The 22,840-nt window shown below is 65.1% G+C and carries 22 protein-coding genes; 14 read left to right on the forward strand and 8 right to left on the reverse strand.

Features of this window, described 5'->3' with window-relative positions; all coding sequences use genetic code 11:
• Positions 1-52: 52 nt before the first annotated feature.
• The 6 genes from NR187_RS04670 to NR187_RS04695 all read left to right on the forward strand — a co-directional run bounded on the left by NR187_RS04670 (position 53) and on the right by NR187_RS04695 (position 5,942).
• The gene (locus tag NR187_RS04670; RefSeq protein ID WP_256805854.1) at positions 53-1,132 is read left to right on the forward strand and encodes an ABC transporter ATP-binding protein; all 1,080 of its coding nucleotides are present in this window, start codon (positions 53-55) and stop codon (positions 1,130-1,132) included.
• Between the two features lie 30 nt (positions 1,133-1,162).
• Complete coding sequence (locus NR187_RS04675) at positions 1,163-1,879, forward strand: HAD family hydrolase (RefSeq protein WP_256805855.1); 717 nt, start codon at positions 1,163-1,165, stop codon at positions 1,877-1,879.
• Positions 1,880-1,894: 15 nt separating this feature from the next.
• Positions 1,895-3,202 carry an FAD-binding oxidoreductase gene (locus NR187_RS04680; protein ID WP_256805856.1) on the forward strand — a complete coding sequence of 436 codons (1,308 nt, stop codon included), beginning with the start codon at positions 1,895-1,897 and terminating at the stop codon, positions 3,200-3,202.
• A gap of 22 nt (positions 3,203-3,224) precedes the next feature.
• Positions 3,225-4,274: an ABC transporter substrate-binding protein gene (locus NR187_RS04685; protein WP_211384239.1), complete on the forward strand. Its 1,050-nt coding sequence runs from the start codon at positions 3,225-3,227 to the stop codon at positions 4,272-4,274.
• A 73-nt stretch (positions 4,275-4,347) separates the two neighbouring features.
• Complete coding sequence (locus NR187_RS04690; protein WP_211384240.1) at positions 4,348-5,160, forward strand: ABC transporter permease; 813 nt, start codon at positions 4,348-4,350, stop codon at positions 5,158-5,160.
• Positions 5,157-5,942, forward strand: a complete 786-nt coding sequence (locus NR187_RS04695; protein WP_211384241.1) for an ABC transporter permease — start codon at positions 5,157-5,159, stop codon at positions 5,940-5,942. Before NR187_RS04690 ends, NR187_RS04695 begins: the two co-directional genes overlap by 4 nt.
• Before the next feature lie 6 nt (positions 5,943-5,948).
• Here the strand turns inward: NR187_RS04695 and NR187_RS04700 are convergent, their stop codons facing one another.
• Positions 5,949-6,599: a TetR/AcrR family transcriptional regulator gene (locus tag NR187_RS04700; protein ID WP_256805858.1), complete on the reverse strand. Its 651-nt coding sequence runs from the start codon at positions 6,597-6,599 to the stop codon at positions 5,949-5,951.
• A 207-nt stretch (positions 6,600-6,806) separates the two neighbouring features.
• Here NR187_RS04700 and NR187_RS04705 point away from each other — a divergent pair, with 207 nt between their 5' ends.
• Both NR187_RS04705 and NR187_RS04710 read left to right on the forward strand, forming a co-directional pair.
• Positions 6,807-8,147: an MFS transporter gene (locus tag NR187_RS04705; RefSeq protein ID WP_256805859.1), complete on the forward strand. Its 1,341-nt coding sequence runs from the start codon at positions 6,807-6,809 to the stop codon at positions 8,145-8,147.
• 23 nt (positions 8,148-8,170) lie between these two features.
• Positions 8,171-9,685: a carboxylesterase family protein gene (locus NR187_RS04710; RefSeq protein ID WP_256805860.1), complete on the forward strand. Its 1,515-nt coding sequence runs from the start codon at positions 8,171-8,173 to the stop codon at positions 9,683-9,685.
• 38 nt (positions 9,686-9,723) lie between these two features.
• On the opposite strand, the gene NR187_RS04715 is transcribed toward NR187_RS04710, so the two are convergent.
• From NR187_RS04715 to NR187_RS04745, 7 genes are all read right to left on the reverse strand, one after another.
• Positions 9,724-10,356 (reverse strand): hypothetical protein, encoded by a 633-nt coding sequence (locus NR187_RS04715; RefSeq protein ID WP_211384245.1) that lies wholly within the window; start codon positions 10,354-10,356, stop codon positions 9,724-9,726.
• An 8-nt stretch (positions 10,357-10,364) separates the two neighbouring features.
• On the reverse strand, positions 10,365-12,617 hold the full coding sequence (locus NR187_RS04720) for a xanthine dehydrogenase family protein molybdopterin-binding subunit (RefSeq protein ID WP_256805862.1): 2,253 nt from the start codon (positions 12,615-12,617) through the stop codon (positions 10,365-10,367).
• Position 12,618: 1 nt separating this feature from the next.
• On the reverse strand, positions 12,619-13,083 hold the full coding sequence (locus tag NR187_RS04725; protein ID WP_211384247.1) for a (2Fe-2S)-binding protein: 465 nt from the start codon (positions 13,081-13,083) through the stop codon (positions 12,619-12,621).
• 244 nt (positions 13,084-13,327) lie between these two features.
• Positions 13,328-14,056 (reverse strand): aspartate/glutamate racemase family protein, encoded by a 729-nt coding sequence (locus tag NR187_RS04730; protein ID WP_256805863.1) that lies wholly within the window; start codon positions 14,054-14,056, stop codon positions 13,328-13,330.
• Positions 14,057-14,095: 39 nt separating this feature from the next.
• A complete protein-coding gene (locus NR187_RS04735; RefSeq protein ID WP_256805864.1) occupies positions 14,096-14,854 on the reverse strand; it encodes an amino acid ABC transporter ATP-binding protein in 759 nt (252 codons plus the stop codon).
• Positions 14,851-15,513, reverse strand: a complete 663-nt coding sequence (locus NR187_RS04740) for an amino acid ABC transporter permease (RefSeq protein WP_211384250.1) — start codon at positions 15,511-15,513, stop codon at positions 14,851-14,853. The genes NR187_RS04735 and NR187_RS04740 overlap by 4 nt, the downstream gene beginning before the upstream one ends.
• A gap of 13 nt (positions 15,514-15,526) precedes the next feature.
• The gene (locus tag NR187_RS04745) at positions 15,527-16,366 is read right to left on the reverse strand and encodes a transporter substrate-binding domain-containing protein (RefSeq protein ID WP_256805865.1); all 840 of its coding nucleotides are present in this window, start codon (positions 16,364-16,366) and stop codon (positions 15,527-15,529) included.
• Between the two features lie 220 nt (positions 16,367-16,586).
• On the opposite strand from NR187_RS04745, the gene NR187_RS04750 reads away from it, so the two are divergent.
• Genes NR187_RS04750 through NR187_RS04775 form a run of 6 tightly spaced genes read left to right on the forward strand, consistent with a single transcriptional unit; the run spans position 16,587 to position 22,787 of the window.
• Positions 16,587-17,504, forward strand: coding sequence for an NAD(P)-dependent oxidoreductase (locus NR187_RS04750; protein WP_211384252.1), 918 nt, complete (start codon positions 16,587-16,589; stop codon positions 17,502-17,504).
• Between the two features lie 12 nt (positions 17,505-17,516).
• Positions 17,517-17,870: a RidA family protein gene (locus tag NR187_RS04755; RefSeq protein WP_211384253.1), complete on the forward strand. Its 354-nt coding sequence runs from the start codon at positions 17,517-17,519 to the stop codon at positions 17,868-17,870.
• A gap of 10 nt (positions 17,871-17,880) precedes the next feature.
• On the forward strand, positions 17,881-19,107 hold the full coding sequence (locus tag NR187_RS04760; RefSeq protein WP_256805866.1) for a pyridoxal phosphate-dependent aminotransferase: 1,227 nt from the start codon (positions 17,881-17,883) through the stop codon (positions 19,105-19,107).
• Positions 19,104-20,765, forward strand: coding sequence for a thiamine pyrophosphate-binding protein (locus tag NR187_RS04765; protein ID WP_211384255.1), 1,662 nt, complete (start codon positions 19,104-19,106; stop codon positions 20,763-20,765). Before NR187_RS04760 ends, NR187_RS04765 begins: the two co-directional genes overlap by 4 nt.
• A gap of 3 nt (positions 20,766-20,768) precedes the next feature.
• The gene (locus tag NR187_RS04770; protein WP_256805867.1) at positions 20,769-22,034 is read left to right on the forward strand and encodes an FAD-binding oxidoreductase; all 1,266 of its coding nucleotides are present in this window, start codon (positions 20,769-20,771) and stop codon (positions 22,032-22,034) included.
• A 9-nt stretch (positions 22,035-22,043) separates the two neighbouring features.
• Positions 22,044-22,787: an aspartate/glutamate racemase family protein gene (locus tag NR187_RS04775; protein ID WP_211384257.1), complete on the forward strand. Its 744-nt coding sequence runs from the start codon at positions 22,044-22,046 to the stop codon at positions 22,785-22,787.
• Positions 22,788-22,840: the final 53 nt, after the last annotated feature.

Raw genomic sequence — 22,840 nt, forward strand, 5'->3', positions numbered from 1 at the left:
CTTATGGCGTGCAGTGAGGCACGCTGTTGCAGGACACAGACGGGGTCGATCGTTGGACAAACGAGCGGAAAGCGTCGAGATCAGGTCCGCGAGCAAGGCTTACGGCGCGGTTCGCGCCCTCGACGACGTGTCCCTCAATGTCGGCGCCGGCGAGTTCGTCTCGCTGCTCGGCCCCTCCGGTTCCGGCAAGACCACGCTGCTCGGCATTTTGGGCGGTTTCATCCTGCCATCGTCCGGCTCGATCCATTTCGGCGGCCGAGATGTCACCTGGATGCCTCCGCACAAGCGCGACATCGGCGTCGTGTTCCAGAACTACGCGCTGTTCCCCCACATGAGCGTCGGCGAGAACGTCGCCTTTCCGTTGCGCGCACGGCGCCTGCCGAAGGCGATCTGGCCGGACAAGGTGCGCGCCGCGCTGGCGATGGTCGGTCTCGCCGGCTACGAGGAGCGCGGCATCGCGCAGCTCTCCGGCGGCCAGCGCCAGCGCGTGGCGCTGGCGCGCGCCATGATCTTCGAGCCGCGCCTGATCCTGATGGACGAGCCGCTCTCCGCGCTCGACAAGCAGCTCCGCGAATCCATGCAGATCGAGCTGCGCGCGCTGCACAAGCGCATCGGCGCCACCATCATCTACGTCACCCATGACCAGCGCGAGGCGCTGACCATGAGCGACCGCGTCGCCGTGATGAAGGACGGCAGGCTGATCCAGATCGACGCGCCGGCGCGCCTGCACGATTACCCCGCAGATTCCTTCGTCGCGAGCTTCATCGGCGAGGCGACGATGCTGCCCGTCCGCCGCGTCGATGCCTCCAGCGTCGCGCTCGGCAACGCTCTTCTGCGCAGCGCCCGCGCCATTCCCGACGGCGATGCCCTGATGCTGGCCGTGCACAGCGAGAAGCTGCTGATCGACGACGACTCGCAGGATATCGCCTGCAACCGGTTGACCGGCACCGTCACCGACATCGTCTATCAGGGCGAGAGCCTGCGCATCTTCCTCGCGCTCGAAGGCGGCGTCGCGCTCAGCCTGCGCCAGCCAAGCTATCACCAGGCCTATAGCCGCATTCCGCCGCTCGGCGGCAGTCTCACCGTCACCCTTCACCCCGAGGACACCATCATCGTGCCCGGGGGAACCTAAGCCTTGTCCAACCCGAGAGAAGAAGCGCAAATGTCGTCAGCAGCCTCGTTCAGCAATTTCAAGGTCCTCACCTTCGATGTCGTCGGCACCTTGATCGATTTCGAGACCGGCGTGCTCTCCGCGGTGCGCAGGATCTCGGGCAAGTCGCCGGCCGAGCTCAGCGACGACAAGATTTTCGAATCCTACAAGCGCGGCCGCGACCGGCATTATGAGCGCTCGAGCGAGGTGATGTTCCACGTCTATCGCTACCTCGCCAAGGAGCTCGGGCTTCCGGCGGACGATGCAGCGTGCGACATGTTCCAGCTCTCGGTGTTGCGCTGGGGACCGTTCCCGGACTCGGTCGAGGCGTTGAAGCGTCTGCGCACGAAATTCCGCCTGGTCGCCATGACCAATGCCGACCGCGTCGCGCTCTCATGTTACGCGCATGCGCTCGGCGATCCCTTCGATGACACCGTCTGCGCCGACGAGACCGGCGTTGCAAAGCCCAATCCGGAGTTCTTCGCCTACAACAAAGGTCGTCAGTCCGCCTTCGGCTACAAGCAATCCGACATCCTGCACGTCGCGCAGAGCCAGCACCACGACATCGGGATCGCGCGGAAGCTCGGCTACAAGGTGTGCTGGATCGAGCGGCGCCAGGGCATGGCGGGCTTCGGCGGCACGCCTGCCGTCGAGAAGCTGACCAAGCCGGATTTCCACTTTTCGACGCTGAAGGCGCTCGCTGACGCGGCCATCGGGCCGGCGGCGTAATCGGTGAGCACGGGCATGACACGGGACTGGAGCGCGCTGCCATCGGCCAACTCGCTGTGGGAAGCCACGGCGGAGCCGGCGCGCGCGTTTCCCGTGCTGTCGGGCGAGAAACAAGCGGATGTGGTGATCATCGGTGCGGGCTATACCGGCCTGTCCGCGGCGCACCACATTACCAGGAGCGGGCTCGCGCCGGTCGTGCTCGAGGCCAACCGGCCCGGCTGGGGCGCGAGCGGCCGCAATGGCGGCGTGATCACAGCGAAATTCCGCCTGTCATTCCGCGAGATCGATGCCGTGCACGGCCGCGCCATGGCGCAGCGCATGTACGGGATCGCGCATGAATCCACCGACATGGTCGAGGAGCTCGTCTCCGAATTCGGCATCACCAGCGCAGCGCTGACGCGCACCGGTCAGGTCAAGGCCGCGCACAACGAGACGACGCTGAAGGCCGCGATCGACGAGGCCAACTGGATGAAGCGCGAGATGGGCGATGCGGAAGTCCGCATCCTCGACAAGCGCGAGGTGCGCGAGGAGACCGGCTCCGACATCTTCGTCGGCGGCGTGCTCAATCCCGGTTCTGGTGGCATCCATCCGCTGAACTATCTGCGCGGCCTCGCCGATGGCGTGGCGCGTCGCGGCGTTCCGATCTTCCAGGAGTCGCCGGTGATCAAGCTCCGGCGCGAGAACGACGGCATCGTCGCCGAAACGCCACAGGGCGCGGTGCGGGCGAAGCAGGCGATCATCGCTAGCAACAGCTATTCGGATCTGACCGGTGCGACCGCGCATATGCAGCGGACGCTGATCCCGTTCCGCAGCGCCATGGTCGCGACCGAGCAGCTGCCGCGCAATCTCGCCGGTCGCCTGATGCCGACCGGGCGCACCTATACCGAGACCAAGCGCATGATGCGCTGGTTCCGCATGGTCGACAATCGCGTCATCTTCGGTGGCCGCGGCGCCTTCGGCAAGCAGGATTCCGAAGCTGCCTTCGATGCGCTGCGCAAGGCGATGGTCGGCATTTTTCCGGACCTCGCGGATGTGCCGCTCGCATACAAATGGTCGGGCCTGGTCGGCATGACGCTGGACTCCGTGCCGCATATCGGCCGGCTCGACGACCGCACGCTGTTCTCGATGGGCTACAACGGCGCGGGTGTGGCGATGTCGAGCCTGATGGGCCGCTATCTTGCCGCCTTCGCGCGCGGCGAGACGCCCGAGGTCGGGCTGCTCGATGCGCGGCGCCTGAAGGCCATTCCGTTCTATCCGCTGCGCGAGCCCGCCGTGCGCATGGTCGCCGGCTGGTACCAGTTTCTCGATGCGATCGGTCAATGAGATTTATTTGGAGGAGGCGAGGATGACGATGAAGCGGAATTCTGGGTTTGGCTACACCCTGCTGGGCGCGATCGCGCTCGGTGGCACTGCGGCCCATGCGGCCGAGCAGATCACCTTCGTCTCGCAAGGCGGAGCCTATCAGCAGGCACAGACGGTGGCGATCCTCGATCCCTCCGCCAAGAAGCTCGGCATCACCATCAACCAGGACTCGATTCCCGACGCCTGGCCCGCGATCAAGACCCAGGTCGGCAGCGGCAAGCCGATCTGGGACGTCGTCGACACCCCGACCGGCTATTGCCTGCGCGGCGGCGAGCAAGGGCTGATCGAGAAGCTCGACTTCTCGAAAATCCCGAACGCGGCGGCGATGCCGGAGGCGTATCGCAGCCCCTATTCGGTGTCCTACGAGTTCTATTCCAGCGTGCTGGCCTACAGCCAGAAAACCTTCCCGAAGGATGCGCCGAACAGCTGGGTCGACTTCTGGGACGTCAAGAAATTCCCCGGCCGCCGCGCCCTGCGCAACCACCCGATCGCCACGCTCGAGGCGGCGCTGATGGCCGACGGCGTCGCGCCCGACAAGCTCTATCCGCTCGACGTCGATCGCGCCTTCAAGAAGCTGGAAGAGATCAAGCCGAATATCACGGTGTGGTGGACCTCCGGTGCGCAGTCGGCGCAGTTGCTCAACGACGGCGAGGTCGACATGGAGATGGCCTGGAACGGCCGTGTCAGCGCCGTCGCGAAAGAGGGCGCGAAGGTCGCTTTCACCTACAATCAGGGTATCCTGCAGAGCACCTCGCTCTGCATCCTCAAGGGTGCGCCGAACCTCGACACCGCCGTGAAGTTCCTCAACGAGGCCGTCGATCCCGTGCACCAGGCCAATCTGCCGCTGCAGATCGACTATGGTCCGGGCAATCCCAAGGCGTTCGAGACCAACGTGATCAAGCCCGAGCGCGCCGCGCAATTGCCGAGCGAGCCGGCCAATGCGGCCAAGCAGGCGCTGATGTCCTACGCCTGGTGGTCCTCGCCCGCCGGCGAGGCGGCCGAGAAGCGCTGGGCGTCGTTCATGCAGAAGTAAGCGAAGCGAGGCCGCGTTGACGACATCCGTGCCAGATCCCTCCCAAAAGCATCAGCGCCGTGAGCACTGGCTGATGCTGGCATTGGTGTCGCCGGCGCTGCTCGTGATCCTGCTGCTGATCGTGCTGCCGGTCGGCTGGCTGGCCTGGCAGTCGATCTACCATGACGGCTTCACGCTGGAGAACTATCGCCGCATCTTCACCGAAGACATCTACTGGCGCAGCTTTGCGCTGACCTTCGAGATCAGCCTCGCGGTCACGTTGATCGCGCTGTTGCTCGGTTATCCCGTCGCCTATCTCGCCAATTCCGTGCCGAAGGGGTGGAGCATCCTGATCCTTGCGCTGGTCGTGCTGCCGTTCTGGACCAGCGTGCTGGTGCGGGCCTATGCGTGGCTGGCGCTGCTCCAGCGCACCGGCGTGATCAACCAGCTGTTGCGTTATCTCGATGTGATCTCCGAGCCGCTCGCGCTGGTCCACAACACCTTCGGCACGGTGGTGGCGACCGTGCACATCCTGCTGCCATTCATGGTGCTGCCGCTCTACGCCACCATGCAGAAGATTCCGGGCGATTTGATGCAGGCCGGCGCCAGCCTGGGTGCGAGCCCGTCGCTCACCTTCGCCCGCGTCTTCCTGCCGCTGTCGCTGCCGGGCGTGCTCGCGGGCTGCACCATGGTGTTCGTGCTCTGCCTCGGCTTCTACATCACGCCGGAACTGCTCGGCGGCGGCCGTACGGTGATGGTGTCGATGCTGGTGAGCCGCAACGTCGAGCTCTACAACCAGTTCGGGGCTGCGAGCGCGGTCGCCGTCGTGCTGCTCGTCAGCGTGCTCCTGATCTTTGTCGCCGTCAGCCGCTTCATCTCGCTCGATCGTATCCTGGGGCAGAAATGATGCGAGTGTCGCCCGCCCGGATCGCTCTCTATGTCGTCAGCGCGCTGGTGCTGGTCTATCTGATCCTGCCGGTGCTGATCATCGCGCCGATCTCGTTCTCCAGCGCGCGCTTCCTGACCTTCCCGCCGCCGTCGCTGTCGCTGCGCTGGTATCAGCAGTATTTTTCCAATCCGGCCTGGATGCAGGCGACGCGGGTGACGCTGACGGTTGCGCTCCTGACCGTTCTGATCGCCACGCCGCTCGGGGTTGCGGCCGCCTATGCGATCAGCCAGTCGAAGCTGCGCATCATGCGGTTGATCCACATGATGCTGTTGTTGCCGCTGGTGGTGCCGATCATCATCACCGCGGTCGGCATCTTCTTCGTCTATGCCAAGGTCGGCCTGGTCGCGACCCTGCCGGGCCTCGTGCTCGCCAACGTGATGCTGGGCCTGCCCTACGTCATCATCTCCGTGCTGGCGGGCTTGCAGAGCTTCGATCCGGCGCAGGAAATGGTGGCGCGCAGCCTCGGCATGAACCGCCTGCGCAGCTTCTTTGCGGTCACGCTGCCGCAGATCAAGTCCAGCGTGGTCGCCGGCGGCATCTTCGCCTTCATCTCGGCGATGGACGAGACCATCGTCGCGCTGTTCATCTCCGGCGGCCAGTATCAGCCGCTGACCAAGCGCATGTTCACCGCGCTCCGCGACGAGATCGATCCGACCATCGCCGCGATCTCGACGCTGATGACGGCGGCCTCGTTCATGCTGGTGCTGCTGGCGAGCGCGCGGCAGAAGAAGAGTGGGTGAGGGCTACTAATTCTGCTTCCCCAGCCACGCCAGGATCATCTCTACGATCTGCGTGCGGCTCTTCGCGAGCACCCTGGGCTCGCTGAGGTCGCGGTCGAACAGGGCGCCGAAAGTGTGGCGGTTGGCGACGCGGAAGAAGCAGTAGGAGGAGATGGCGAGGTGCAGGTCGATGGCGTCCACGTCGTTGCGGAAGACGCCTTCGCCACGGCCGCGCTTGAGGATGCCGTCGAGCGTCGCGATCACGCTGGCATTGAGCTGGCGCAGCTGCAGATTCTGCTTCAGGTGCTTGCCGTGGTGGATGTTCTCGATGCTGACGAGGCGGATGAAATTCGGATTGCGCTCGTCATGGTCGAAGGTCGCCTCGATCAGGCGGCGCAGTCCCTCGCGCGCGTCGCAACTGGCGATGTCGAGCTGGTCCTCCAGCGCGCGGATGCTGCGATAGGCCTCCTCCAGCACCGCAAGGTAGAGCTGCTCCTTGCCGCCGAAATAATAATAGATCATCCGTTTCGACGTGCGCGTCCGCGCCGCGATCGCATCGACGCGGGCGCCGGAATAGCCCTCCGAGGCGAATTCGGCCATCGCCACCTCAAGGATGTCGCGCCTGGTTCGCTCGGGGTCGTTGATGCGCTTCGATAGGGGCGGCATGCGCTCGAGCATCGCTGTTTCTCCCGCCAGTTTCCACGGATCACCTTGAAGGTGAAGGCAAATTTCACCTGTCGCGGCATTGATCCAATGCGTATTGCATAAACGTACTAGTTCGTACATTATGGCTTCAAACCAAGGTTGCGGCAACCAGAACCACAAAAACGCGCGCGGCGGTCAGCCTGACGCGAACCGCACCGGACACATGGGGAGGAGATTCAGATGACGTTGACATCAACCGCACCGCTGCACGCGCCGTCCAGCGCGGAGGCCACGCCGAACAAGCTGCCCAAGCGCGCCGCGCTCGTCAGCTTCGTCGGCAGCATGCTCGAATACTACGACTTCTTCATCTACGGCACCGCGGCGGCGCTGATCTTTCCAAAAGTGTTCTTTGCCAATGTCGATCCGTCGACCGGGACGCTGCTCGCGCTGCTCTCTTTTGGCATCGGCTACGTCGCGCGTCCCGTCGGCGCCGTCATCCTCGGTCATTTCGGCGACCGCATCGGCCGCAAGACGGTGCTGCTGTTCACCCTCGTGCTGATGGGCGGCTCGACGCTTGCGATCGGCCTCTTGCCGGATGCCAAGGCGATCGGCAACGCCGCGCCCGTCATCCTGACCCTGCTTCGCCTGTTGCAGGGCCTCTCGGCCGCCGGCGAGCAGAGCGGGGCGAACTCGCTGACGCTGGAGCATTCGGCCAATTCCAACCGCGCCTTCTTCACGAGCTGGACCCTGAGCGGCACACAGGCCGGCGCGATCCTGGCGACGCTGGTGTTCATCCCGGTGTCGAGCCTGCCGGAAGACCAGCTCCTGAGCTGGGGCTGGCGCATTCCGTTCCTGCTGTCGTTCTTCGTGCTGGTCGTCGCCTATCTGGTGCGGCGGACCATGCCGGAGACGCCGGTTTTCGAGGACATCAAGGACAAGGCGCAGGTTGCGCGCTTCCCCGTGGTCGCGTTGCTGCGCGACTATTGGCCGGACGTGCTGCGCGTGATCGCCTGCGCGCTGATCGCCACCGTCAGCACCATGACCGCCGTGTTCGCGCTCGGCTACGCCACCAGCAAGTTCGGCGTCGCGCGCCCGACCATGCTGTGGGCCGGCGTGCTCGGCAATGTCACGGCGCTGATCACGCAGCCGTTCTGGGCCCTGCTCGCCGACAAGATCGGTCGCAAACCAGTGTTCATCGGCGGCGTGCTCGGTTGCGCGGTGCTGCTGTTCCCGTATTTCATGCTGATCACGTCGGGAAATACGATCGCGGTCTTCGCCGCTGCGATGATCCTCTCGGGGATAATCTACGCCGCGCCGAATGCGATCTGGCCGTCCTTCTATGCCGAGATGTTCGCGGCGCGCGTGCGCTATTCCGGCACCGCGATCGGCACCCAGCTCGGTTTCCTCGCCGCCGGCTTCACGCCGCTGGTGAGCGCGAGCCTGGTCGGCGAGGGACCGAACGGCTGGATTCCCGTCGCGATCTTCGTGGCCTGCTGCTGCGTGATCTCGGCGGCGGCCGCAGCGACCGCGCGCGAAACCCACAATGTGGATATCGCCGATCTCGGCAAGCGACGTGCTTGAGCGAAAAACAGGATAGCGATCGCATGCTGACCAATGCAGTTCCGACGACGAGTGGGCCGATCGTCGGCTCTGAACAGGCCGGCATGCGTGCCTTCAAGGGCGTGCCGTTCGCGATCGCGCCGCGCTTCGCCAGTGCGAGGCCGCCGCTTTCGTGGACGGAACCGCGCCGCTGCACGGACTACGGCGCTTTTGCGCCGCAGCCCGGGCATCTCGACAACGCGGATGAGGTGTCCTGTCTCAGCCTGAACATCTGGGCGCCGGCGGGGGCCGATCGTCCGCTGCCGGTGCTGTTCTTCATCCATGGCGGGGCCTTCGTCACCGGTGGCGGCGCCGATTATGACGGCTCTTTCCTTGCCGCGCGCGGGCCGGCCGTGATCGTCACCATCAACTATCGGCTCGGGCCGCTCGGCTTCCTGCAATTGCATCGTCATGGGCTCGACGAGGCGAACAATCTCGCGACGTCGGACGCGGTCGCTGCGCTCGACTGGGTGCGCGCCAATATCGCGAATTTCGGCGGCGATCCGGATGCGATCACGCTGTCGGGCCAGTCGGCCGGCGCCTCCATGGTGATCGCGCTCGCAACCTTGCCACAGGTCAAAGGCAAGTTCATCCGCGCCCTCGCGCTCAGCGCGCCCGGGCGCAACATCATGAGCGCCGATCATGCCGACGACGTCGCGCGCCGTGTGTTCGACGAGCTCGAACTTGCAGGTGATCCCGCCGCGATCGCGGCCGTGCCGCTGCCAGAGCTCTTTGCGGCGGTGGAGCGGGTCGGCCGCAGGCTTGCGGACGAGACCGCCTCAGGCACCGTGTTCGGCCCGGTGCTGGACGGCATCGTGATCCCGCGGGAGCCGCGCGAGGTCTTTGCCGACGGGACCTTGCGCGACATCCCGCTTTGGCTCGGCTCCTGCCGCGATGAGATGGTGATGTTCCTGAAGAGCACCCCGCCCGCCGCGATGATCCGCACCACCGAGCGGAATGTGCGCGCCGCATTCGGCGACGCCGGTTGGGAGCGCCTGCTTGGTTGTTACCGCGCGACGGCGCGCCGCGACGAGGATCCCTACGAAGCGCTGCTGTCGGATGCGTTCTGGCATCGTCCGATGGCGGACCTCGCGCGGGTTCACGCTGCGGCAGGCGGTGCAGTGTGGCTGAGCCGGTTCGACCATCGCCCGGCGCTGGAGCCGTTCCTGTCGCAAGGGCCGACCCACGGCGCCGATAATGCCTGTCTTTGGGCGCATCCGCCGAATTTCATCGATCGCCCGATCCTGAAGCGCAAGGGCGGTCCGATGACACCTGCCGACATCGATGTCGCCGCGCAGTTCCAGGCAGACCTGTTGCGGTATGTCACGACGGGCCGGCCCGATATTGCCGAGGCCTGGCCGAGGTTTGGTGCGAGCAAGGAGGCTCGTGCGATTTTCGCTCAGCCGTTCCAAGTCTGTGCGCTCAACGAAGGCGCGCGCTTCCGCGTCTGGGCGGAGCTTCTGGCAGCAGATGCGACGCAGGGTACGGTCGCAATGCGGGGTGAGAGCGTCCGCGCCTGAGCCGACTGCTCTCGGCATCGTCGTCGCAGCATGCGCTGTCAGTTTGGGCAGGGTTGCCCGGCGGCTCCCCACATGGCCATGTCCTTGACGTGATCCTCAAACGTGCCGGGCGGCGTCGTACGACCCGCTCCGGGCGCCCATCCGCGCGGGATGAAGCCGTTCAGCGATGCATCGTGCCTGAGATGCTCGAGGAGACCGACGGCGTCGCGCCCGCCATTGCGTTTGGGATCCTTCAGCTGTGCACAGATCTCGGCGCCGCTCTTGCCGAACCAGATGAACTCGACCGGAGCAAGCTGCCAGTCGATGCCGGCGCGTGGCGGCGATGGTGCCGGCTCGTTGGCCTGGGTGGAGGTCATGTGACAGGTCGAGCAGGCGATCTTCTCGGCGCCGATGCGGCTGTCGCCGCCATGGATGTTCATGCCATGCACGCGCGGCCTGGTTTCGCCTGCCGGCGTCCAGATCGGAATGGCTCTGGCATCGACGTGACAGTTGGCGCAGCGCGGATGCGTCACCACCGCTTCGATCCGCTTCCAGGCTTCCAGCCCTTCGGCGCGGCTGACGCTGCCCGGCGGCAGAGCGTCCTTTTTGGCCTCGTCCTTGGCCGCGCCAATTCCGGTGAGGGCCGCAATGGCCGAAGCGGCGAGGGCGAGCCTAATCAGGGATCTCTTCATGACCCGCCTCACACGAAATCAATGAACTTGTTGAAGGGCATTTCGCGGATGCGCAGTCCGGTCGCCGCGAAGATCGCATTGGCAAGCGCGGGCGCGGCCGGCGGGACGGGCGGCTCTCCAACGCCTCTCACCTTCGGATCGTTCTCGAGCCCGCGAACCTCGATGACGGGACATTGGTAGATCCGCATCGCCTCGTGATGATTGTAGTTGGTCTGCTGCACCGCGCCTTTGGCGTAAGTCAGCTCGCAATTGATGGCGTGGCCGAGCCCCCAGATCACGCCGCCCTGCACCTGGTTTTCGAAATTGACGGGGTCGACCACCTTGCCGACATCGACCGCGATCCAGACCTTGTCGATCCTGATGCCTCGCTCCGTCTTCGTGACCTCGACGACTTCGGCGGTCGGCGTGCCGAAGGACTCCACGAAGGCGACGCCACGGCCCCTGCCGTTGCCGAGCGGTCCCTTCCAGTCCGACATCTCCGCGACCGTTTCCAGCACCTTGCGGTAGTGCGGCACGGTGCACATCGCGATGCGCGCCTGCATGGGATCGAGACCGGCCGCATGGATCAGCTCGTCGATGAAGCTTTCGGTGAAGAAGCCCGATGTGGAGGCGCCGACCGACCGCCACGTGGTGCTCGGCGACAATCCCTGGGCCTCGTAGCTCGTGGCCCGGAAATTGGGGATGTCGTAATAGACGTTCCACAGACCCGCGGCCAATTGCCCGTCGGGATCCTTCGAGGGGGTGCCCGAACGCTCGAGCAGCCCCTTGAGCGGCGTCGTCGAGGCCAGTTGCAGATCGGCTGCGACGATCGTGCTCTTGTCGACGCTGCCGCGGTGCCTTGCGATCGCAATCTGCCGCGGAATGTCCTGCAGGAAATCCTCCTCGCGCGAGAACACGAGCTTGATCGGTGTTCCCTTCATCTGGTTTGCGATTTCTGCAAGAACCCGTACGTTCTCGTATTCGAGACGATGGCCAAAACTTCCGCCGGCCCATTGATTGTGGAAGGTGACCTGTTCGGGCTTGAGGCCGATCGCTGTCGCCGCAACATACTGCACGAAACGGGGGCTTTGATGGCTGACCCAGATATCCATCCCCTTGTCGGTGACGAGGCCGATCCCGTTCAGCGGCTCGAGCGGCTGATGCGCCACATAGGGCGCGCGATATTCGGCTTCGACAAGCCTGCCTGTCTTCAGGCCGGCTTCGATATCGCCGATCTTCCGCCACTCCTTGCCGAGGAATTCAGGTTTGAACGAGGATTCCAGCACCTTCCAATGGTCGGCCTGCTCGGCGGGATAGGCCGAGGCCGCCCACTCGCAAGCGATGGCGTCGACCGCCTTCATGGCGTACCAGCTGTTCGTGGCGATCACCGCCACGCCATTCTTGATTTCGAGGATCTTCCTGACCCCCGGCATCGCGCGCGCCTTGCTGGCGTCGTATGACTTCAGCGGCTGGCCCTTGCCAGGGTTCAGCTTGACGGAGGCATACAGCATGCCGTCCGTTTTCAGGTCGATGCCGAACTTCAGCTCGCCCATGACCTTCGCGCGAATGTCGAGGCGCGTCATCGGCTTGCCCAGCAAGCGCCATTTCGACGGATCACGCGGCTTGGCATCGAGCACCGGCGGAATTCTTGCGGCATCCGCGGAAAGATCGACATAGGCGATCTTGGTGCCGTTGGGCAGGATCACATGGCCCGATTGGGTGCGCAGGTCAGCCACGGCGACCCCCGACCGCTTGGCGGCGGCGGCCTTCAGCGTCTCGCGCGCGACCGCGCCGGCAACGCGCAGCTTTTCGTAGGTGTCCGGCAGCGTGCTCGACCCGCCGGTCATCTGCAGGCCCGACTGTCTGAGCCATTCGAGCGTCTTGGCGCGCGCTTCCTCGGCGGCCGGACTTTGGTCGGCAGCCACGAACGGCGCGAATTCGTCCGCAAAGCCCGTATTGAAATAGGCGGGGCTCGGGCCGGCGAAGCGAACTTCGAACTGGCCGGGATCGAGGTCCATCTCTTCGGCGATCATGATCGGCTGTATCGAGCCGACGCCCTGACCGATGTCGGCATGCTGCGCGATCAGCGTGATTTTATCCGGGCTGATCTCGACCCAGGGGTTGAAGCTTGCGGAATTCGGTCCGAGCCGGGCGGACAAGGGATTGTCACTGTCCGTCGCGGCTTGCGCAGCGTCGCCGTAGGAGCCGAATACGACACCGCCGGCCACCGCGGCGGAGCCGAAAACGAATGCGCGGCGGGACAGCCTCTGCAACTCGCCCATCTCACTTCTCCGCCATCTTCTTCGCGGCCGCAGCGTGGATCGCCGCCCGAATGCGGGGATAGGTTCCGCAACGGCAGAGATTGCCGGACATCACCTCGTTGATGTCCTCGTCGGTCGGCTGGGAGATCAGATCGAGAAGCGAGATGGCCTGCATGATCTGCCCGGTCTGGCAGTAACCGCACTGTGGAACCTGATGTTCGATCCAGGCCTGCAGAACCGGGTGCTGGTCCCGCTTTTCCAGCCCTTCGAGCGTGACGACCGACTTGCCTGCGATCTCGCCGATATGCGCCTGACAGGCCCGGACCGCCATTCCCTCGATCTGGACGGTGCAGGCGCCGCATTGCGCGACCCCGCAGCCGTATTTGGGACTGGTGATACCAAGCTCGTCGCGGAGCACCCAGAGCAGCGGCATCTCCGGAACAACATCGACCTGGCGCTTGATCCCATTGACCGTGAGCTCGATCATGTCGGTGTCCTTTCGCGCGTCCTTGCGGGACGTGAGGTCGAACGAGTACGCTCCAGCGAGCGTCGTCGAATTGTTAGACCGGCATGCTCAGCGTGTCGCTGATGCGGCGATGCTGTCAAACCGCGCCGCCGCGGCATTTGCAAAATCGCACGACGACGAAGGTGTGTGATTTTGCCGCGCCCTTCAGGGCGATCGAAATAGATTCAGAAATAGATTCAATTGTCTTTGATCGTTCGGAAGGCGATCAGCGCAGGAACGGCACCGGATTGGCCGCGCGGTAGAACAGATTGATCAGCGTGTTGATGTCGAACACCGGCAGGCCCGACACCTCGGCGACGTCCTTCGAGAACGGGCACATGTTGGTGCACTCGAACAGGACCGCGCCGGGATTCTTGCAGGACGCCATGAAGGCCTGCGTCATCTCGATCATCTCGGCGCGCAACACCTCGGTGTCCAGTTCCTCGCGGCCGAGAATATAAGTCGCTGGAAACTGCGCATCCGGCTTCATGCCCTGGATATGAACGGGAATTTGCTTCTGCGACCAGCCGACGCCGCGAAAATGCTCGTCGTTCATGTGATGGCCGCGTTCGGTGAAGACGCCGATGACCTTGCCCGGCGGCAGCATGGCGTGGATCAGCGGCGCCTGGATCAGGCTCGTGGTGAAGACGGGAATGTTCACGGCGGCGGCGAGCTGCTTCTGGAACGGCGCGAGAAAGCCGCAGCTCGTCGTGATGGCCTTGACGCCCTCGGACTCCAGCTCGCGGGCCGCTGCGACGAACGGCTCGAGCAGGGCCGGATCTGGATGATCGCCCATGATCTTGGTGGCGTGCGCGCCGCGCACGATCTTGTAGCGCACCGGGAAGTCGTAGGAGAGCGCGTTGCCGATGTCGCCGCGCGGGCGCGGGAAGCGGGTATCGAGCATCAGGATGCCGATCGTCTCGCCGTAATTCGTGAAGCCGCCGCGGAGTTTCATGGTTGTCCCCACCGATTCGGGATGGTCGTCACCAGCAGTCTAATGCGTCTCGTGAAACCGGCTCAAGAACGCCTTCAGCCGTTCGCTGCGCGGCCGGCGGATGGTTTCCTCGGGCGTGCCGATCTCGGCCATGATGCCGTCGTTCATGAAGCCGACGCGGGTGGAGACGTCGGCGGCGAAGGCCATCTCGTGCGTCACTAGCACCATGGTCATGCCTTCGGCGGCGAGGCTGCGGATTACGGCGAGGACTTCGCCGACGAGTTCGGGGTCGAGCGCGGAGGTCGGTTCGTCGAACAGCATCACCTCGGGCTTCATCGCGAGCGCACGCGCGATCGCGACGCGCTGCTTCTGGCCGCCGGACAGGCGGCTCGGGAAAGCGTCGGCCTTGTCGGCGAGGCCGACCTTGGCGAGCAGATCGCGGCCGAGCGCGTCGGCTTCGTTTCGTGCCATGCCCTTGACCTGCACCGGGCCCTCTTTGACGTTGGCGAGCACCGACATGTGCGGGAACAGGTTGAAGTGCTGGAACACCATGCCGACATTTTCGCGCAGCTGCGCCAGTTGCGCGTCCTTCGGTGCGCGAGGACCTTTGCCGAACGCGAACCGATGCGTGCCGATCGCAAGCTCGCCCTGCTGCGGCATTTCGAGCAGGTTCAGGCAGCGCAGGAAGGTGGACTTGCCGGAGCCGGAGGCGCCGATCAGCGTGACGACCTCGCCGCGCTCGACCGACAGCGAGACGCCCTTGAGCACCTCGTGGTCGCCGAACGCCTTGTGGATGTTGCTTGCGATCAGGGCACTCATCGATGTGCTCCCAGCTTGAGCTCGACCCGGTCGGCGACCAGCGTCAGCGGGAACAGCACGACGAAATAAAGCACGGCGATCGTGGTGTAGACCTCAAGCGGCTTGTAGCTCGTCGCCGTGATCACCGAGCCCTGATAGAGGAGGTCCCCGACCGCGACCACCGACACCAGCGAGGTGTTCTTCAGCTGCATGATGGTCTGGTTGATGAAGGAGGGGATCATCACCTGGGTTGCCTGGGGCAGCACGATGCGGCGGAAGATCTTGCCGCGCCGCATGCCGATGGCGCGGCCGGCTTCCCACTGGCCGACGTCGACGGCCTCGATGCCGCCACGAAAGATCTCGGCGTAGAACGAGCCGGCATAGAGCGACAGCGCGATGAAGCAGGCCATCGCCGGCGACATGTCGACGCCGATCAGGACGGGCAGGGCGTAGTACATCCAGACGAGTTGCACCAGGAGCGGCGTGCAGCGAAACACCTCGATATAGAGCCGCAGCGGCACCGAGACCCAGCGCGGTGCCGTCGTGCGCAGAATGCCGACGACCAGTCCGATCGCGAGGCCCGCGACCACCGTGGTCACCGTGTAGAACAAGGTGACCAGGAGCCCTTGCCAGATCAGGCCCCAATACGGCTTGAGCGCCGCGAACTCCCAGACATACATCGTCGAACGGTCGTCAGAACTGCACTTCGGCCGGAAGGTCCTCGGCGGTGAGGCCGACTGCTTCAAAACCCTTCAGCATCCATTCGCGGGTCTGGCCCATCGCGCGGTTGTAATCGGCCCAGGCGCTGAGGAAGTCCTTGTAGCGGCGATCGCTCTCGGCGCGGATGCCCATGTTGGTCGGCAGCGTCAGCAGCGGCCGCGGGATCGCGAGATCGCCGAGATTCGGGTTCTTCTTCAGGGTCGAGACCGAGAGCACTGCCAGCGATACGTTGCAGTCGGCGCGGCCGGTCGCAACCGCGAGGATCGCCTCGTCGCGGTTCTTGAAGCCGAGGATGGTCGCCTTCGGGCAGTAGCGGCGCGCGATGGTCTCGTGCGTCGAGCCGATGTCGACGGCGATCTTGACCTCGGGCTTGTTCAACTCGGCCCAGGTCTGCGGCTTGGCAAAGCCCTTCTTGGTGATGACCGTGAAGGAGTGCACCAGGATCGGCGTCGGGAAGTCGATGACGAGGGCGCGTTCCGGCGTCGGGTTCACTGCGAAGGCGAGGTCGACCTTGTCGGCCTGGAGGTCGAGGATCTGGTTGCCCCAGGTCGATTCCAGCGTCTCGACCTTGGCGCCGAGCTTGCCGGCGATGTCGTTGGCCATGTCGATGCAGGCGCCCGACCACGTGCCGGTGGCGAGGTCCTTATGGAAGTAGGGCTCCTGGCCGACGATGACGGCAACGCGCAGCACGCCATTCTTCTTGATGCGGTCGAGCGTGGAGGTCGGTGCGGTGTCGGCCCTGGCCGGGCTGCTCGCGGCGGCAATCGCTGCGCCTGCCAGCGCCACGGTGGTGAGAGCGTCCCTGCGATTCATGGTCTCTGTCTCCCTGGAATTTGGGTCGGATCGGTCGCTGGACTAGTTCTGTATTCAGGATAATATGCAATACGGTATTTTAGATTGCTGACCATTTGTGCGACAGGGCAGAAATCAGCCCAATATCTTGGCAGAGCTATATAAAATTGAGGTTGTCATTCGCATGATTATCTGAATACAAGTCTGAATGCAATTTTCTCGTGATCTCAAGGAGAGGCCTGTGCGCGCTCTGTTCGTCGATGCAAACGACACCCTGGCGGCGGTGACCGACAAGCTGCTGCGCTCGCAGAACCTGGCTGTTGGCATCAACCGCAACCCCTCCATCAAGCCGGACGATCTCCCCAGCCTGCTCGGCGATTCCGAGATCATGATCGTCGATCACACGGCAGTGCCTTCAGTGATTGCCGCCAAGTGCAGCAAGCTGAAGCACGTCGTCTTCCTCGGCACGGGCGCCCGCAGCTACATGAATCCGGAAGAGCTCGCCGAGTGCGGCATCGCCGTCCACACCATCAAGGGCTATGGCGATACGGCAGTCGCAGAATGTGCGATCGCGCTGATGTGGGCCTCCGCCAAGAGTTTTGGCGAGATGGATCGCGGCATGCGCGAGGGCAACTGGCTGCGCCGCGACGCGGTCCAGCTCACCGGGAAGACGCTCGGCCTGATCGGCTTCGGCGGTATCGCTGCGGAAGCAGCCCGCATGGCGGCGGGCTGCGGCATGAAGGTGATCGCCTGGAACAGGACCCCGAAGACGCATCCGGGCGTCGAGTTCGTTGCGCTGGAGAAGCTGCTGGCGGAAAGCCACGTCATCTCGCTGCATCTTCTGCTCAACGACGAGACCAAGGGTTTTCTGTCACGTGAGCGTATCGCGCAGATGCGTCCAGGCAGCATCCTGATCAACACCGCGCGTGGCGCCGTCGTCGATGAAGACGCGATGCTCGACGCGCTTCGCTCGGGTCACATCGCCCATGCCGGCCTCGACGTCTTCACCGTCGAGCCGCTGCCAGCCGGACATCCGCTGACCAAACTGCCGAACGTGACGCTGTCGGCGCATTCGGCGTTCCGCACGCCGGAGGCCAGCGACAACCTGATCGGCGCCGCGCTGGATCACTGCCGCCGCATCATCGCCACCGGCAAGTAACAAGGACGTCCCATGTCTGATATCACCCGCATCGACCAGAACGCCCGCCGCAGCCGCGCTTCCGTGTTCGGCGATCTCGTCTTCCTCGCCGGGCAAGTGGCGGACACCAAGACCGCCGATATCACCCTGCAGACCCGCGAGGCACTCGGTAAAGTCGACGACATGCTGGCGCGCGCCGGTACCGACAAGTCGCGCCTGCTCAGCGTGCAGGTCTGGCTCAGGACCATGGACGATTTCGACGCCATGAACGCGGTCTATGATGCCTGGGTCGTGCCCGGCAACGCGCCGACGCGTGCCTGCGGCAAGGTCGAGCTCGCCGATCCCGCCTACCGCATCGAGGTGATCGCCATCGCCGCGCGCAAGTAAGGGCTGGCTCGTGACCGTCCAGGCTCCCGCAACCGGCTTCCGTCCAGCCCAGCGCATCAGCGCCATCGGCGTCTCCGAGATCCTGAAGATCGGTGCGGTCGCGCAGCGGCTGAAGCGCGAGGGGCGGCCGGTGATCGTGCTGGGCGCCGGCGAGCCGGATTTCGACACGCCCGATCATGCCAAGGACGCGGCCGAGCGCGCGATCCGCGCCGGCCAGACCAAATACACCATCCTCGACGGTTCGATGGAACTGAAGGCGGCGATCGCTGAGAAATTCCGCCGCGAGAACGATCTCGTCTATGCCACTGAGGAGATCACCGCCGGCGCGGGCGCCAAGCAGGTGATCCACAACGCCTTCATGGCGACGTTGAGCCCGGGCGACGAGGTCATCATCGCCGCGCCCTACTGGACCAGCTATGCCGACATGGTGCGCATCGCCGACGGCACTCCGGTCGACGTGCTCTGCCGCGAGGACAACGGCTTTCGCCTCGATGCCGCCGACCTCGAACGCGCGATCACGCCGAAGACGCACTGGCTGCTGCTGAACTCGCCGTCCAATCCGACCGGCGCTGCGTACTCCGCGGCGCAGTTGCGCCCGATCCTGGATGTGCTGGGGCGCCATCCGCATGTCTGGCTGATCGCCGACGACATCTACGAGCACCTGACCTATGACGGCATGCCGTTCGTCACGGCGGCAGCGCTTGAGCCCAGCCTGAAATCGCGCACGCTGACGGTGAATGGCGTCTACAAGGCCTATGCCATGACCGGCTGGCGCGTCGGCTATGGCGGCGGCCCGCGCGAGCTGATCGCAGCAATGGCGGTGGTGCAGAGCCAGAGCACGACCAATCCGTGCTCGGTGAGCCAGGCCGCCGCGATTGCCGCACTGACCGGGCCGCAGGATATTCTGGCCGAACGCCGCGCCGCGTTTCAGCGACGCCGCGACATCGTGGTCGATGCGCTCAATGCGATCGACGGCGTCAGCTGCCGCCGGCCGGAGGGCGCGTTCTACACCTATCCCAGCTGCGCTGGCCTGATCGGCCGCCGTGCCCCCGACGGCACCACGATCGACAGCGATGCCGCGTTCTGCCGCTTCCTGCTGGAGAGGCATGACGTAGCCGTGGTGCCGGGCAGCTGTTTCGGCCTTGCACCTTATTTCCGCCTGTCCTACGCCACCTCGGAACAAAACTTGCGCGAGGCCTTAAAGCGCATCGCCAAAGCCTGCAGGGAGCTGTCATGACCATTCGCAACACCCGCACCGGGGGCCAGATCCTGATTGATCAGCTCGTCGCGCAAGGCGTCGAGCGAGTCACCTGCGTGCCGGGCGAAAGCTATCTCGCCGCGCTGGACGCGCTGCATGACAGCCCGATCGACGTCATGATCTGCCGCGCCGAAGGCGGCGCCGCGATGATGGCGGAGGCCTACGGCAAGCTCACGGGGCGCCCGGGCGTCTGCTTCGTCACCCGCGGCCCCGGCGCGACCAATGCCAGCCACGGCGTCCACATCGCGATGCAGGATTCGACCCCGATGATCCTGTTCGTCGGCCAGGTCGATACCGGCATGCGCGAGCGCGAGGCGTTCCAGGAGCTCGACTACAAGGCGGTGTTCGGCACCATGGCGAAATGGGCGGTCGAGATCGATCGCCCCGACCGCATCCCGGAGCTGGTCGCACGCGCCTTCCGCGTCGCGATGCAGGGCCGTCCCGGTCCCGTGGTGATCTCGCTGCCGGAGAACATGCTGACCGAGACCGCTGCTGTCGCCGATGCCATGCGCATCGAGCCGGCGGTGAGCTGGCCCGCGCCTGCCGATATCGAGCGTCTCGGGGCGATGCTCGCGAGTGCCAAGGCGCCGCTGGTCATTCTCGGCGGATCGCGCTGGACCGATGAGGCAACCAGGAGCATCGCGCGCTTCGCCGAGCGGTTCGACCTGCCGGTTGCGACCTCGTTCCGCCGGGCGTCGCTGATCGATGCCGATCATTCGCACTATGCCGGCGACCTCGGCATCGGGCCGAGCCCGGGCCTGAAGGCGCGCATCGACGGCGCCGATGTCCTCCTTCTGATCGGCGGCCGCATGTCGGAGATGCCGTCCTCGTCCTACACGCTGCTCGACATTCCGACGCCGCGACAGAAGCTGATTCACGTGCATCCGGGCTCGGAAGAGCTCGGCCGCATCTATCAGCCGGAGCTTGCGATCCAGGCCACGCCCGCCGCCTTCGCCGCCGCTGTCGAGACACTGAAGCCGGCCGCCGCGCCTGCCTGGAACGGCGAGGCCGCCAAGGCGCATGCCGATTATCTCGCCTGGACCGAGAAGGCGCGCGAGCTGCCGGGTACGTTCCAGTACGGCCAGGTCATGACCTGGCTGCGCGACCGCCTGCCGAAGGATGCGATCGTCTGCAACGGCGCCGGCAATTATGCCGGCTGGATCCATCGCCATCACCGCTTCCACAGCTTTGCCTCACAGCTTGCTCCGACGTCGGGCTCGATGGGGTATGGCGTTCCGGCGGCGGTGCTGGCCAAGCGGCAATACCCGGATCGCACCGTCATCGCCTTCGCCGGCGACGGCTGCTTCCTGATGAACGGCCAGGAGTTCGCGACCGCCGTGCAGTACGACGCGGCGCTCGTCGTGATCGTCGTCGACAATTCACAATACGGCACCATCCGCATGCACCAGGAGCGCGACTATCCCGGCCGCGTGGTCGGCACCCAGCTCAAGAACCCGGATTTTGCGATGTACGCAAAAGCGTTCGGCGGCCATGGCGAGCGGGTCGAGCGCACCGAGGAGTTCGCTCCGGCTTTCGAGCGCGCGCTGGCCTCGGGCAAGCCGTCGATCCTCCACTGCATCATCGATCCGCGCGCGATCTCGGTCGGCAAGGATTTTGTCCCAGCGGTGAAGGCTTAAGCGATGTCCGAGGGCCGCCACGTCGCCATCATCGGTGCCGGTGCGGTCGGCGTGATCAGCGCCATCGAGGCGCTGCGCGAGGGCCATCGTGTCACGCTGATCGATCTGGGCGAGCCCGGAGGCGAGCAGGCGGCGAGCTACGGCAATGCCGGCTGGCTCTCCTCGCATTCGGTGATCCCGCCGGCCGAGCCCGGCGTCTGGAAGAAGGTGCCGGGCTATCTGATGGACCCGCTCGGACCGCTCGCGATCCGCTGGTCCTATTTGCCGAAGGCGCTGCCGTGGCTGATCAAGTACCTGCTGTCGGGCTGGACCGAGGCGCGCGTCGAGAAGACGGCTTTCGCGCTGCGCGATCTCCTGAAGGATGCACCGCTGCTGCACCGGAAGCTGGCGGAAGAAGCCGGCGTGCCTGAATTGATCGAGCGCAACGGCGTGATGCATGTGTTCCCGTCGCGCGGCAAATTCGACAACGATCTCGGCTGGCGCCTGCGCAAGAAGGTCGGCGTCGAATGGCTGGAGCTCAACGGCGATGAAATGCGTCAGCGTGAGCCGGATCTGCATCCGCGCTACACCTTTGGCGTGGTTGTGGAGGAAGCCGGACGCTGCCGCGATCCCGGCGCTTACGTTGCTGCGCTCGCCAATCATGCGATCGCCAGTGGTGTGAAGCTCGTGCGTGCCAAGGCGACGGGCTTCAGGCTTTCCGGCGACAAGCTCGTTGCTGTCGTTACCGAGACTGGCGAGATTCCTTGCGACGCGGCAGTGGTCGCCGCCGGTGCGCATTCAAAACGGCTCACCGCTTCGGTCGGCGATCCCTTGCCGCTCGAGACCGAGCGCGGCTATCACGTCATGATCGAGAACCCGGAGTCGGGGCCGCGCAGCTCGATGATGGCGTCGGACGCCAAGATGGTGGTGAACTGGACCGACAAGGGCCTGCGCGCCGCCGGCACCGTCGAGATCGCGGGCCTCGAGGCCGCGCCGAACTGGAAGCGCGCCGAGATTTTGCGCAACCACCTCTTCAGTATGTTCCCGAAACTGCCGAAGGACATTCCGCCCTCGCGCATCAAGACCTGGTTCGGCCATCGGCCGAGCATGCCGGACGGACTTCCCTGCATCGGCCATGCCCGCGCCTCGCGCGACATCGTCTACGCCTTCGGCCACGGCCATGTTGGCCTGGTCGGCTCGGCCCGCACCGGCCGCCTCGTCGCCCAGCTCCTGAGCGGCAAGAAGACTGAGATTCCGCTCACGCCGTTTTCGCCCAATCGTTTCCTCTGAGATCGCACCATGACCACTCCAGCCAGCTCATCCTCCCGCATCGCCCGTGGCGGCAAGGCCATCTACGGTGCGCCGCTCGGCATCTTGATGCTGGAAGCGCGCTTCCCCCGCATTCCCGGGGATATGGGCAACGGCACGACCTGGCCGTTCCCCGTGCTCTATCGCGTGGTGAGCGGCGCCTCGCCGGAGAAGGTGGTGCTGAAGGGCGCGGCCGGCCTGCTGCCCGACTTCATTGATGCGGCGAAGGATCTGGTGCGGCTCGGGGCCGAGGCGATCACCACCAATTGCGGTTTCCTGTCGCTGTTCCAGAAGGAGATCGCGGCCGCCGTCGGCGTGCCCGTCGCGACCTCGTCGCTGATGCAGGTGCCGTGGGTGCAGGCGACACTGCCGCCGGGCAAGCGCGTCGGCCTCGTCACGGTGTCCGGCTCGACCTTGACGCCGGCCCATCTCGAAGGCGCCGGGGTGCCGCTCGATACGCCGCTGGCCGGCACCGAGAACGGCAAGGAGTTCTTCCGCGTCCTGATCAAGGCCGAGAAGGACGACATGGACATTGCGCAGGCCGAGCGCGACGTGGTCGAGGCCGGCAAGGCGCTCGTCGCCAGGAACCCCGATGTCGGTGCGATCGTACTGGAATGCACCAACATGCCGCCTTACGCTGCAGCACTTCAGGCCGAAGTCGGATTGCCCGTCTATGACATCTATTCGATGATCACCTGGTTTCACGCGGGACTGCGTCCGCGCGCCTTTTCCTGATTCCGGCCGTCCCAAAGCACTGAACAAGCCCTGCCAGACCTTCGTTTGCATTG

The organism is Bradyrhizobium sp. Bra64 (assembly GCF_024519875.1).
Classification (GTDB): domain Bacteria; phylum Pseudomonadota; class Alphaproteobacteria; order Rhizobiales; family Xanthobacteraceae; genus Bradyrhizobium; species Bradyrhizobium japonicum_G.